The organism is Flavobacterium aestivum, from assembly GCF_026870175.2.
GTDB lineage: Bacteria > Bacteroidota > Bacteroidia > Flavobacteriales > Flavobacteriaceae > Flavobacterium > Flavobacterium aestivum.
In genome coordinates, this window is record NZ_CP113977.2 from 1,789,636 (window position 1) to 1,803,612 (window position 13,977).

A 13,977-nucleotide genomic window follows, 5' to 3' on the forward strand; every position below is an offset into this window, starting at 1 on the left:
ATTATGAAGGTAAATGTTCATGCAGTTAACTTTACTGTTGATAAAAAGCTAGTAGATTTCGTTCAAGATAGAATGGATAGATTGGAGAAATATTATGATAGAGTAGTGTCTTCGGATGTTTTTTTAAAAGTTGAAAAGACAAGTGATAAGGAAAATAAAATAGTTGAAATGAAGATTAATGTTCCTGGAGATGATTTTTTGGTAAAAAAGCAGTGTAAAACCTTTGAAGAGGCTACAGATCAGGCAGCGGAATCTATAGAAAGATTGCTGGTAAAACGTAAAGAAAAGTTAAGAACACATATTTAATGAAAATTTTTTCAAAAAATGTTTTGATTAGAAGATAAAATCTCTACATTTGCAGTCCGTTAGAAATAGCGGACTTTTTTTATTGATAACGCCGATGTAGCTCAGCTGGCTAGAGCAGCTGATTTGTAATCAGCAGGTCGTGGGTTCGAGTCCCTCTATCGGCTCTAAAGAGATTGAAAATTTTAGATTTTCTGAATTGTAGATAAAAAAGTTTTGATTTGTGATTGTGAGTATTGGTTTTGAATTTTAATTTAAAATCGTAATTCTGAAAATCATAAATTATTTGGGGAGATACTCAAGCGGCCAACGAGGGCAGACTGTAAATCTGCTGTGTGAACTTCGCAGGTTCGAATCCTGCTCTCCCCACAAGAATTAATTTAGATTGCGGATTTTGGATTTAAGATTGAAAAAAAACTAAAATAAGAAATCTAAGCTCTTTAATCAAGGATTCTGCCGACTTAGCTCAGGGGTAGAGTGCTTCCTTGGTAAGGAAGAGGTCACGGGTTCAATTCCCGTAGTTGGCTCAAGTAAGTAGGAAATTGAAATAAATATATAAACTAGATTAAAAATTAAGTAAAATGGCAAAAGAAACCTTTAACCGTTCGAAACCACACTTAAATATTGGTACGATCGGACACGTAGATCACGGTAAAACTACTTTAACAGCAGCAATCACAAAAGTGTTATCTGATGCTGGTTACTGTCAAGCAAAATCATTTGATCAAATTGATAATGCTCCTGAAGAAAAAGAAAGAGGTATTACAATTAATACATCACACGTTGAGTACGAAACTGCTAACCGTCACTACGCACACGTTGACTGTCCAGGTCACGCGGATTACGTAAAAAACATGGTTACTGGTGCTGCTCAAATGGATGGAGCTATCCTTGTTGTAGCTGCAACTGACGGACCAATGCCACAAACACGTGAGCACATCCTTTTAGGTCGTCAAGTAGGTATCCCTAGAATGGTAGTATTCATGAACAAAGTGGATATGGTTGATGATGCTGAGTTATTAGAGTTAGTTGAAATGGAAATCAGAGACTTATTGTCTTTCTACGAATATGATGGAGACAATTGTCCAGTTATTCAAGGTTCTGCTTTAGGAGGATTGAATAATGACGCTGCTTGGGTACCAAAAATTCTTGAATTGATGGAAGCAGTTGATAACTGGATTGAAGAGCCAGTACGTGATACTGATAAGCCATTCTTGATGCCAGTTGAAGACGTATTTACAATTACAGGTCGTGGAACTGTTGCTACAGGTCGTATCGAAACTGGTATTGCTAATACAGGAGATGCTGTTGAAATCATTGGTATGGGAGCTGAAAAATTAACTTCTACTATTACAGGAGTTGAGATGTTCCGTAAAATCCTTGATAGAGGTGAAGCTGGAGATAACGTAGGTTTGTTATTAAGAGGTATTGATAAAGAATCTATCAAAAGAGGAATGGTTATCATTAAGCCAGGATCTGTTAAACCACACGCTACTTTCAAAGCTGAGGTGTATATCTTGAAAAAAGAAGAAGGTGGACGTCACACTCCATTCCACAATAACTACCGTCCACAGTTCTACGTACGTACAACTGACGTAACAGGAGTTATTACTTTACCAGAAGGAGTAGAGATGGTAATGCCAGGTGATAACTTAACTATCAATGTTACTTTGTTAAGCCCAATCGCAATGAGCGTTGGTTTACGTTTTGCAATCCGTGAGGGTGGTAGAACTGTAGGTGCAGGACAAGTAACTGAAATTGTAGACTAATTACTGCATAATACTAGGCCAGTGTCGGCTTAACGGCACTGGTTCTTATTAACTACGGGCGTAGTTCAAGGGTAGAATAGCGGTCTCCAAAACCGTTGATGGGGGTTCGAATCCCTCCGCCCGTGCAAAATAAACTAATCACGATGACAAAAGTTGTTAATTACATATCGGAATCATTTGAAGAATTAAAATCAAATGTAACTTGGCCAGCTTGGGCTGAAGTACAACGTCTTACGATTGTTGTTGCTGTTTTTTCAGTGGTATTCGCTTTAGCAACATGGGGAGTAGATGAAGTTTTTGCAAAAACATTAGCTGTGTTTTTTAACTGGATAAAAGCATAATTTTTGTAATGGCAGATAATAATATAAAGAAATGGTATGTCGTTCGTGCGGTAAGCGGACAAGAAAATAAAGTGAAAGCTTATATAGAAACAGAAATTACTCGTCTTGGGATGGAGGATTATGTTTCTCAGGTTCTTGTGCCTACTGAAAAAGTAGTTACTGTAAAAGACGGGAAAAAATCATCTAAGGATAAAGTTTATTTTCCTGGTTATGTCATGATTGAGGCAAATCTAGTTGGAGAAATACCTCATATTATTAAGTCTATAACAAGCGTTATTGGTTTTTTAGGTGAAACAAAAGGTGGAGAGCCTGTGCCACTTAGAATGTCAGAAGTAAATAGGATGTTAGGTAAAGTAGATGAGTTAGCTGTAAATACAGATACTCGTTCTATTCCTTTCAACGTTGGAGAAACAATTAAGGTTGTTGATGGTCCATTTAATGGATTTAATGGTACCGTTGAAAAAATAAATGAAGAAAAGCGTAAGCTTGAAGTAATGGTTAAGATTTTCGGAAGAAAAACTCCATTAGAGTTGAGTTTTATGCAAGTTGAAAAAGTATAATTTTTGTTACATCTATAATAACCACCACAATCGCTTCCAAGATTGTTGTGTTAAATTTTTTAAAAATGGCTAAAGAAATTAGTAAGGTAGTTAAACTACAAGTTAAGGGAGGTGCTGCGAACCCGTCGCCACCGGTTGGACCTGCTTTAGGAGCTGCTGGGGTAAACATCATGGAGTTCTGTAAGCAATTTAATGCTAGAACTCAGGATAAACCTGGCAAAATTTGTCCAGTGCAAATCACTGTGTACAAAGACAAATCATTTGATTTTGTTGTTAAGACTCCTCCAGCGGCTGTCCAGTTATTGGAAGCTGCAAAGCTAAAGTCAGGATCTGGTGAACCAAATCGTAAAAAAGTAGCTAGCGTTACTTGGGATGTTATCAAGGCAATTGCTGAAGATAAAATGGTAGATTTAAATGCATTCACAATCGAATCTGCTATGAGCATGATTGCTGGAACAGCTAGATCTATGGGTATAACTGTATCAGGAGATTCTCCTTTTTAATTAAGAGAAAGACATGGCAAAATTGACAAAAAAGCAAAAAGAGGCTGCTTCAAAAATTGAAAAGAACAAATTATATTCTTTAAAAGATGCTGCTGCATTGATTAAAGTTGTTGCTTCTGCAAAATTTGATGAGTCTGTTGATATCGCAGTTCGTTTGGGTGTTGATCCAAGAAAAGCGAATCAAATGGTGAGAGGTGTAGTAACATTACCTCACGGAACAGGTAAAGATGTTAAAGTATTGGCATTGGTTACTCCAGATAAAGAAGCGGAAGCTAAAGAAGCTGGTGCAGACTATGTTGGTCTTGATGATTACCTTCAAAAAATTAAAGACGGTTGGACTGATGTTGATGTTATCATCACTATGCCAGCTGTTATGGGTAAATTAGGTCCATTAGGTCGTATTTTAGGACCTAGAGGTTTAATGCCAAACCCAAAAACAGGAACTGTAACTATGGATGTTGCAAAAGCTGTTGCTGAGGTAAAAGCTGGTAAAATTGACTTTAAAGTTGATAAAACTGGTATCGTACATGCAGGAATTGGTAAAGTTTCTTTTGGAGCTGAGCAAATTGTTGACAATGCACACGAAATTATTCAAACATTAATCAAACTTAAACCAACTGCTGCTAAAGGTACATACATTAAAGGTATTCACCTTACAAGCACAATGAGTCCAGCTATTGCTTTGGATCCTAAAGCAGTATAATTGGTAGTTAATAATTTTTAGTATGACTAGAGAAGAAAAATCAATCGCGATTGAAGATTTAACTGCACAGTTAGCTGGTACAAACATTGTTTATGTATCTGATATTTCTGGGTTAGACGCAGAAACAACTTCAAACTTGAGAAGAGCTTGTTTTAAAGCAGGTATTAAATTAGAGGTAGTAAAAAATACTTTGCTTGCAAAAGCAATGGAAGCTTCAGATAATGATTATGGAGATTTACCTTCTGTATTGACAGGTAACAGTGCTATATTCATTGCTGATATCGCAAATGCTCCTGGAAAAATCATTAAAGATTTCAGAAAAAAAGCAGCAAAACCTATTTTGAAAGGTGCTTATATTAATTCTGAGATTTATATTGGAGATGATCAATTAGATACATTGGCAACAATTAAATCTAAAGAAGAGCTTATCGGTGAAATCATTGGATTGTTACAATCACCAGCTCAAAGAGTTATTTCTGCTTTACAAAACCAATTCGCAGGTAGCGAGGAGGCTGAAGCTTAATAACCAAAGACAAGGAGCTTCTCCTTGTTGCTAGAATTAGCGCACAATAAATAAATTATATTTTTACAAATCATTTTAAAAGATAGAAAAAATGGCAGATTTGAAACAATTCGCAGAGCAATTAGTTAACCTTACAGTAAAAGAAGTTAACGAATTAGCAACAATATTAAAAGATGAGTACGGTATCGAACCAGCTGCTGCAGCTGTAGTAGTTGCTGCTGGTGGTGGTGAAGGTTCTCAAGAAGAAGCTCAAACAGAATTTACAGTTGTATTGAAAGATGCAGGAGCTTCTAAATTAGCTGTAGTAAAATTAGTTAAAGAACTTACAGGTTTAGGTTTGAAAGAAGCTAAAGATGTAGTTGATAGCGCTCCAAGTAACGTTAAAGAAGGTGTAACTAAAGAAGAGGCTGAAGGTCTTAAAAAATCTTTAGAAGAAGCTGGAGCTGTTGTTGAGTTAAAATAACAAAACGCCAGTTTAAAAGTAGGTTTAGACCTTGGACGAAAGCGTCCAACGGTCTAAACCATTTTTCGTATAATAAAATTATATCAAGTTTTATTATAAAATAGTTTAGAATACGAAAAGGTTTTTAATCAATACGAAGAAAGAAAATTTACAAAGTTTTAATTTGTTTGTTTTTAAAGATGTATCGATTATAAAAAGAAAGTATAGATTGTTTTATAAATTGAACAGTGTTTTACACACAAAAATTACTTTTTTTTAATCAAAATTTTGTCCATTGATGATAACAAATCAGACTGAAAGATTGAATTTTGCCTCCACTAAAAACATCCCTGATTATCCAGACTTCCTTGATGTTCAGGTAAAATCGTTTAAAGATTTTTTTCAATTAGAAACTAAATCAGACGAAAGAGGCGACGAAGGGTTATACAACACCTTCATGGAAAACTTCCCTATTACAGATACAAGAAATAACTTTGTATTGGAATTCCTTGATTATTTTGTAGATCCACCACGTTATACCATTCAAGAATGTATAGAAAGAGGTCTTACTTATAGTGTGCCTTTAAAAGCAAGGTTGAAACTATATTGTACAGATCCTGAACACGAAGATTTTGAAACTATTGTACAAGACGTTTATCTTGGAACAATACCTTACATGACACCAAGTGGTACTTTTGTTATCAATGGAGCTGAGCGAGTTGTAGTTTCACAATTGCACCGTTCACCTGGTGTTTTCTTTGGACAGTCATTCCATGCAAATGGAACAAAATTATATTCTGCGAGAGTTATTCCTTTTAAAGGTTCTTGGATAGAATTTTCTACTGATATCAATAGCGTAATGTATGCTTATATCGATAGAAAGAAAAAATTACCAGTTACTACTTTATTCCGTGCAATTGGTTTCGAAAGAGATAAGGACATCCTTGAGATTTTCGACTTAGCTGAAGAAATTAAAGTTTCTAAAACTGGACTTAAAAAATATATTGGTAGAAAATTAGCTGCACGTGTTTTGAATACATGGCACGAAGATTTCGTTGATGAAGATACTGGCGAAGTTGTTTCTATTGAGCGTAACGAAATAATCCTTGATAGAGATACTATTATCGACAAAGATAATGTTGAAGAAATCATCGATTCAAACGTTAAATCTATTTTGTTGCATAAAGAAGACAATAATCTTGTTGATTATTCAATCATTCATAACACGCTACAAAAAGATCCAACAAACTCTGAAAAAGAAGCTGTTGAGCATATCTACAGACAATTGCGTAATGCAGAACCGCCTGATGAAGAAACTGCTCGTGGTATTATAGATAAATTATTCTTCTCTGATCAACGTTATAACTTAGGTGAAGTAGGTCGTTATAGAATAAACAAAAAATTAGGTTTAGATACTCCAATGGAAAAGCAAGTGCTTACCAAAGAAGATATCATAACTATTGTTAAGTACTTAATTGAGTTAATAAATGCAAAAGCAGATATTGATGATATTGACCACTTATCAAACCGTCGTGTGAGAACAGTAGGTGAACAATTGTCTCAACAATTTGGTGTAGGTTTAGCTCGTATGGCTAGAACTATTAGAGAGCGTATGAACGTTAGAGATAACGAGGTGTTTACACCAATAGATTTGATTAATGCTAAAACATTATCATCTGTTATCAACTCTTTCTTTGGAACCAACCAGTTGTCTCAATTTATGGATCAAACGAATCCATTAGCTGAGATTACACACAAAAGAAGATTATCTGCACTTGGGCCAGGTGGTCTTTCGAGAGAGAGAGCCGGATTTGAGGTACGTGACGTTCACTATACGCATTACGGACGTTTATGTCCAATTGAAACTCCTGAGGGACCAAACATTGGTTTGATTTCTTCTCTTGGAGTTTATGCTAAAGTAAACGGAATGGGTTTCATTGAAACACCTTACCGTAAAGTTTCTAATGGTGTGGTTGATTTAGATGCAACTCCTATTTATTTGAGTGCTGAAGAAGAAGAAGGTATGATGATTTCACAGGCCAACATCGAAATGGATGAGTCTGGAAAAATTACTGCTGATAATGTAATTGCACGTCAAGAAGGGGATTTCCCAGTTATTGATCCATCAAAAGTGGATTATGCTGACGTTGCTCCAAACCAAATTGCTTCTATTTCAGCTTCTTTGATTCCTTTCTTGGAGCATGATGATGCGAATAGAGCATTGATGGGATCAAACATGATGCGTCAGGCTGTACCATTGATACGTCCTGAAGCACCAATCGTTGGAACTGGTTTAGAGCGTCAAGTGGCTTCAGATTCTAGAGTTTTAATTAACGCTGAGGGTCCTGGAGTTGTAGAATATGTTGATGCTAATATCATCACTATCAAATACGATCGTTCTGAAGAAGAAAGAATGGTAAGTTTTGAATCTGATGAGAAAACATATAATTTAATTAAATTTAGAAAAACCAATCAAGGAACAAGTATCAACTTGAAACCTATCGTTAGAAAAGGTGATAGAGTTGTTCTTGGTCAAGTATTGTCTGAAGGATATGCTACTCAAAATGGAGAATTAGCTTTAGGTCGTAACCTAAAAGTAGCGTTCATGCCATGGAAAGGGTATAACTTCGAGGATGCGATTGTAATTTCTGAAAAAGTAGTTCGTGACGATATTTTTACCTCTATTCACGTTGATGATTATTCATTAGAAGTTAGAGATACTAAATTAGGTAACGAAGAATTAACGAATGATATACCAAACGTTTCTGAAGAAGCTACTAAAGATTTAGATGAAAATGGTATGATTAGAATTGGAGCCGAGGTTAAACCTGGTGACATTCTTATCGGAAAAATTACTCCAAAAGGAGAATCAGATCCTACTCCGGAAGAGAAATTGCTTCGTGCAATCTTCGGAGATAAAGCAGGTGATGTGAAAGATGCTTCATTAAAAGCTTCTCCTTCTTTACATGGTGTAGTTTTAGATAAAAAATTATTCGCAAGAGCTGTAAAAGATAAACGTAAACGTACTCAAGATAAAGATGCTTTAGGAGCACTTGAAATGGAGTTTGAAGTTAAGTTTGTTGAGCTTAAAGATAGATTGATTGAGAAACTTTTCAATATTGTAAACGGAAAAACTTCTCAAGGTGTAATGAATGATTTGGGTGAAGAAGTTTTACCAAAAGGTAAAAAATATACTCAAAAAATGCTTTATGCTGTTGAAGATTTCGCTCACTTAAGTAAAGGTCAATGGGTTGCAGATGATGTAACTAATAAAATGGTTAATGATTTAATTCATAACTATAAAATTAAATTGAACGACTTACAAGGGGCTTTACGTAGAGAGAAGTTCACTATTACTGTTGGAGATGAATTGCCATCAGGAATTTTGAAATTAGCTAAAGTATATATTGCCAAAAAACGTAAGTTGAAAGTTGGGGATAAAATGGCGGGACGTCACGGAAACAAAGGTATTGTTGCTCGTATAGTTCGTCATGAAGATATGCCTTTCTTAGAGGACGGAACTCCGGTTGATATCGTGTTGAACCCACTTGGGGTACCTTCACGTATGAACATCGGTCAGATTTATGAGACGGTACTTGGATGGGCTGGTATGAATTTGGGTAGAAAATTTGCTACACCAATTTTTGACGGAGCTTCTCTTGAGGAAATCAATGCTTTGACTGATGAAGCTGGTGTACCACGTTTTGGACATACACATCTTTATGATGGTGGTACAGGAGAACGTTTCCACCAAGCTGCAACAGTAGGTGTTATCTATATGTTGAAACTTGGACACATGGTTGATGATAAGATGCACGCACGTTCTATCGGACCATACTCATTAATTACGCAACAACCATTAGGAGGTAAAGCGCAATTTGGAGGACAACGTTTTGGAGAGATGGAGGTTTGGGCACTTGAAGCTTATGGAGCATCTAGTACACTTAGAGAAATCTTGACTGTGAAGTCTGATGATGTTATTGGTAGAGCTAAAACTTACGAAGCAATCGTTAAGGGTGAATCTATGCCAGAACCAGGATTACCAGAATCATTCAATGTATTAATGCATGAATTGAAAGGTCTTGGACTTGATCTTCGTTTAGAGGAATAAAAAAAAGTTTTGTAATCGGTCCCGTTTTTTAATGGGACTGATTACTCATTTATAATAAGTTTTTAAAGATTTATACCCGTAACCCGTTCCGATTTTTTATATAAATGTGTTGCATTATATAACTAGCACTTCAAATATGAGTTTGAGGTTTAGAGAAGTAAACCGAGGTAGTGTTTTTAGTCTAAAGTTAAATGTCTTAAAGTCTTAAAGTCCAGAAATGGCTTTCGACTTTTGACTTTCAAACTTTCGACTTAAATGAAAATCAATTTTTTAATTGCAAATAAATCAATAGTAAAAACTATGATGAATAATAGAAATAATAAAGATAAGAATCCAGTTAAAAGATTTAATAAAATCTCAATTGGATTGGCTTCACCAGAATCTATCTTGAAAGAATCAAGAGGAGAGGTTTTAAAGCCAGAGACAATCAACTATAGAACTCACAAACCAGAGCGTGACGGACTTTTCTGCGAAAGAATCTTCGGACCAGTTAAGGATTTCGAATGTGCTTGTGGTAAATATAAAAGAATTCGTTACAAAGGTATCATCTGCGACCGTTGTGGTGTTGAAGTTACTGAGAAAAAAGTACGTCGTGATAGAGTAGGACACATCAACCTTGTTGTGCCTATTGCTCATATCTGGTATTTCCGTTCTCTTCCAAACAAAATTGGTTATATCCTTGGTCTTCCATCTAAGAAATTAGATATGATTATCTACTACGAAAGATACGTAGTAATTCAAGCTGGTATTGCTAAAAATGCTGATGGTGAATCAGTGCAAAGATTAGATTTCTTGACAGAAGAAGAGTATTTGAATATATTAGATACACTTCCTGCTGACAACCAATATCTTGATGATTTTGATCCTAATAAATTTGTTGCCAAAATGGGAGCAGAGTGTATTATGGATTTATTAGCTCGTATTGATCTTGATGAATTATCATATGATTTGAGACACAAAGCGAATAACGAAACATCAAAACAACGTAAAACAGAAGCATTAAAAAGATTACAAGTAGTTGAGTCTTTCCGTGAGTCTAATCTGAACAGAGAAAATCGTCCAGAATGGATGATTATGAAAGTGGTTCCTGTTATACCACCAGAATTACGTCCTCTTGTGCCACTTGATGGTGGACGTTTTGCAACTTCGGATTTGAATGATTTATACCGCCGTGTAATCATCCGTAACAACCGTTTGAAAAGATTAATCGAGATTAAAGCTCCTGAAGTAATCCTTCGTAACGAAAAACGTATGTTGCAAGAATCTGTAGATTCACTTTTCGATAATACTCGTAAAGCATCTGCAGTAAAAACTGAATCAAACAGACCTTTGAAATCATTATCTGATTCATTAAAAGGTAAACAAGGACGTTTCCGTCAAAACTTACTTGGAAAACGTGTGGATTATTCTGCTCGTTCGGTAATTGTTGTAGGTCCTGAGTTGAAATTGTTTGAATGTGGTTTGCCAAAAGATATGGCAGCTGAATTATACAAACCTTTTGTTATCCGTAAATTGATAGAAAGAGGAATTGTAAAAACTGTAAAATCAGCTAAGAAAATAATTGACAAAAAAGAGCCAGTTGTATGGGATATTCTTGAGAATGTAATCAAAGGACATCCAGTATTATTGAACCGTGCTCCTACTTTGCACAGATTAGGTATTCAAGCTTTCCAACCAAAATTAATTGAAGGAAAAGCAATCCAATTGCACCCATTAGTATGTACGGCGTTCAACGCGGATTTTGATGGGGATCAAATGGCGGTTCACTTGCCATTAGGACCAGAGGCTATTTTGGAAGCACAATTGTTAATGTTGGCTTCACACAATATCTTGAACCCTGCGAATGGTGCGCCAATTACGGTACCTTCTCAGGACATGGTACTTGGTCTTTACTATATGACCAAGGAACGTTTGTCTACACCAGAGAAAACTATTTTAGGACAAGGAATTACTTTCTACTCTGCAGAAGAGGTAAATATTGCATTGAACGAAGGTCGTTTGGAATTGAATGCTCAAGTGAAAATTAGAGCGAAAGATTTCAATGAAAATGGTGAATTAGTTTACCAAATCATCCAAACTACTGCAGGACGTGTATTATTTAATGAAGTAGTACCAGAAGCAGCTGGATATATCAATGATGTATTGACTAAGAAAAACTTAAGAGATATTATCGGACACGTATTGAGTTCGACAGATGTACCTACTACAGCAGCTTTCTTGGACAATATGAAAGATATGGGTTATAAATTCGCTTTCAAAGGAGGATTGTCATTCTCTCTAGGTGATATTAGAATTCCAGATCAAAAACCAAAATTAATTGCAGATGCCAGAGATCAAGTTGAAGGTATTTCTGCGAATTATAACATGGGTCTTATTACCAATAACGAGCGTTACAACCAAGTTATTGACGTATGGACTTCAGCAAATGCTCAATTAACAGAGTTAGCAATGAAAAACATTAGAGAAGACCAACAAGGTTTCAACTCAGTGTATATGATGCTTGATTCTGGAGCGAGGGGTTCTAAAGAGCAGATTCGTCAGTTAACTGGTATGCGTGGTTTGATGGCTAAGCCTAAAAAATCTACTGCTGGTGGTGGTGAGATTATTGAAAACCCGATTCTTTCTAACTTTAAGGAAGGTCTTTCGATCCTTGAGTACTTTATCTCTACTCACGGTGCTCGTAAAGGTCTTGCGGATACCGCTCTTAAAACGGCGGATGCTGGATACCTTACTAGAAGATTACATGACGTTTCTCAAGATGTTATTGTTAACATTGAGGACTGTGGTACTCTTAGAGGTGTTGAAGTTTCTGCATTGAAGAAAAATGAGGAAATTGTTGAATCACTTGGAGAAAGAATTTTAGGACGTGTTGCATTGCAAGACGTAATTAATCCTTTAACTAGTGAGGTTTTAGTTAAATCTGGTGAGCAAATTACTGAAGTATTAATGAAAGCAATTGAAGCTTCTCCAGTTGAGAAAGTTGAAGTGCGTTCACCTTTAGTTTGTGAAGCTACAAAAGGTATTTGTGCTAAATGTTACGGTAGAAATTTAGCTACTGGAAAAATGACACAAAGAGGAGAAGCAGTTGGTGTAATTGCAGCTCAATCTATTGGAGAGCCAGGTACACAGTTAACATTACGTACATTCCACGTTGGAGGGGTTGCGGGAGGAATTTCTGAGGATTCTAGTATTATTACTCGTTTTGCAGGTAAACTAGATATCGAAGATTTAAAAACTGTTAAAGGTGAAGATAGTGAAGGTAATGCAGTAGATATTGTTGTTTCTCGTTCAACTGAATTGAAATTAATTGACGAAAAAACAGGTATTTTATTAAGTACACATAATATTCCTTACGGTTCTAGTATTTTTGTTGGAGATGGTCAATCTGTTGCAAAAGGAGAAGTAATCTGTAAATGGGATCCATATAATGGAGTTATCGTTTCTGAGTTTACTGGTAAAATTGCTTACGAAGATTTAGAGCAAGGACAATCATTCATGGTTGAAATTGATGAGCAAACTGGTTTCCAAGAAAAAGTAATTTCTGAATCAAGATCTAAAAAATTAATACCTACCTTATTAGTTTACGGTAAAGAAGGAGAATTAATTCGTTCTTATAACTTACCAGTTGGAGCTCACTTGATGGTTGAAAATGGTGAGAAAATTAAAGCAGGTAAAGTATTGGTGAAAATTCCACGTCGTTCTTCTAAATCTGGGGATATTACAGGAGGTTTACCTAGAATTACTGAGTTGTTAGAAGCTCGTAATCCTTCTAACCCAGCTGTAGTTTCTGAGATTGATGGTGTTGTTTCTTTTGGAAAAATTAAAAGAGGTAACCGTGAGATCGTTATTGAGTCTAAATTTGGTGATGTTAGAAAATACTTGGTTAAATTATCAAGTCAAATTCTAGTTCAAGAAAATGACTTCGTAAGAGCGGGTGTACCATTGTCAGATGGAGCTATTACTCCAGATGATATTTTAAGAATCCAAGGACCAGCTGCTGTTCAACAGTACTTGGTTAATGAAATTCAAGAGGTATACCGTTTACAAGGGGTAAAAATTAACGATAAACACTTTGAAGTAGTAATACGTCAAATGATGCGTAAAGTAAGAGTTGAAGATCCGGGAGATACATTGTTCCTTGAAGATCAATTGATTCATACTAAAGATTTTATCGTTCAAAATGATAACCTTTACGGAATGAAGGTGGTTGAAGATGCTGGAGATTCTAGTACGCTTAAACCAGGGCAAATTATTACGCCTCGTCAATTACGTGATGAAAATTCATTGTTAAAACGTACAGATAAGAATCTTGTTGTTGCTCGTGATGTTATTACTGCAACGGCTACTCCAGTATTACAAGGAATTACAAGAGCATCTCTTCAAACTAAATCATTTATCTCTGCTGCTTCTTTCCAAGAAACAACAAAAGTATTAAACGAAGCTGCAGTTGCAGGTAAAATTGATTTACTAGAAGGATTGAAAGAAAATGTAATTGTAGGTCACAGAATTCCTGCCGGAACTGGTATGAGAGAATATGACAATACAATTGTAGGTTCTAGAGAAGATTACAATGATATGATGGCAAATAAAGAGGAATACATTTATTAATTCTTTCCAAAGAAACTCTCTCCGTTTAGGCGGAGAGAAAATTGGAAATATATTGCTCTATAAAACGGTTCAGCATAGATTAGTTACAAGAGTCAATTAAGATGTGTTTGAATT

General features: G+C 35.6%; 10 protein-coding genes and 4 tRNA genes. All 14 read left to right on the top strand.

The genetic code is table 11. The features are described from left to right. Positions 1–3 precede the first annotated feature (3 nt). Positions 4–306: a ribosome hibernation-promoting factor, HPF/YfiA family gene (hpf, locus tag OZP08_RS07870; protein ID WP_281323408.1), complete on the top strand. Its 303-nt coding sequence runs from the start codon at positions 4–6 to the stop codon at positions 304–306. A gap of 90 nt (positions 307–396) precedes the next feature. Further along, positions 397–470 (top strand) — tRNA-Thr (locus OZP08_RS07875). A gap of 121 nt (positions 471–591) precedes the next feature. After that, positions 592–672 (top strand) — tRNA-Tyr (locus OZP08_RS07880). Between the two features lie 86 nt (positions 673–758). Then, positions 759–830 (top strand) — tRNA-Thr (locus OZP08_RS07885). 54 nt (positions 831–884) lie between these two features. Next, entirely contained in the window at positions 885–2,072 is a 1,188-nt protein-coding gene (gene tuf, locus OZP08_RS07890; protein WP_268849072.1) for an elongation factor Tu, read from the top strand. Positions 2,073–2,126: 54 nt separating this feature from the next. After that, positions 2,127–2,197, top strand: a tRNA-Trp gene (locus OZP08_RS07895). Positions 2,198–2,215: 18 nt separating this feature from the next. Continuing rightward, complete coding sequence (secE, locus tag OZP08_RS07900; protein WP_116763649.1) at positions 2,216–2,413, top strand: preprotein translocase subunit SecE; 198 nt, start codon at positions 2,216–2,218, stop codon at positions 2,411–2,413. Positions 2,414–2,421: 8 nt separating this feature from the next. Next, positions 2,422–2,973 (top strand): transcription termination/antitermination protein NusG, encoded by a 552-nt coding sequence (gene nusG / locus OZP08_RS07905; RefSeq protein ID WP_281323409.1) that lies wholly within the window; start codon positions 2,422–2,424, stop codon positions 2,971–2,973. A gap of 65 nt (positions 2,974–3,038) precedes the next feature. Further along, positions 3,039–3,476 carry a 50S ribosomal protein L11 gene (gene rplK / locus OZP08_RS07910; RefSeq protein WP_035639405.1) on the top strand — a complete coding sequence of 146 codons (438 nt, stop codon included), beginning with the start codon at positions 3,039–3,041 and terminating at the stop codon, positions 3,474–3,476. Positions 3,477–3,489: 13 nt separating this feature from the next. After that, positions 3,490–4,179: a 50S ribosomal protein L1 gene (gene rplA / locus OZP08_RS07915; protein ID WP_268849074.1), complete on the top strand. Its 690-nt coding sequence runs from the start codon at positions 3,490–3,492 to the stop codon at positions 4,177–4,179. Positions 4,180–4,201: 22 nt separating this feature from the next. Then, the gene (rplJ, locus tag OZP08_RS07920) at positions 4,202–4,702 is read left to right on the top strand and encodes a 50S ribosomal protein L10 (RefSeq protein ID WP_268849075.1); all 501 of its coding nucleotides are present in this window, start codon (positions 4,202–4,204) and stop codon (positions 4,700–4,702) included. Positions 4,703–4,793: 91 nt separating this feature from the next. After that, positions 4,794–5,165, top strand: a complete 372-nt coding sequence (rplL, locus tag OZP08_RS07925) for a 50S ribosomal protein L7/L12 (protein ID WP_268849076.1) — start codon at positions 4,794–4,796, stop codon at positions 5,163–5,165. A 277-nt stretch (positions 5,166–5,442) separates the two neighbouring features. Further along, positions 5,443–9,255 carry a DNA-directed RNA polymerase subunit beta gene (rpoB, locus tag OZP08_RS07930; RefSeq protein ID WP_281323410.1) on the top strand — a complete coding sequence of 1,271 codons (3,813 nt, stop codon included), beginning with the start codon at positions 5,443–5,445 and terminating at the stop codon, positions 9,253–9,255. Between the two features lie 300 nt (positions 9,256–9,555). Beyond that, positions 9,556–13,863, top strand: coding sequence for a DNA-directed RNA polymerase subunit beta' (gene rpoC, locus OZP08_RS07935; protein ID WP_268849461.1), 4,308 nt, complete (start codon positions 9,556–9,558; stop codon positions 13,861–13,863). The last annotated feature ends 114 nt before the right edge of the window (positions 13,864–13,977 follow it).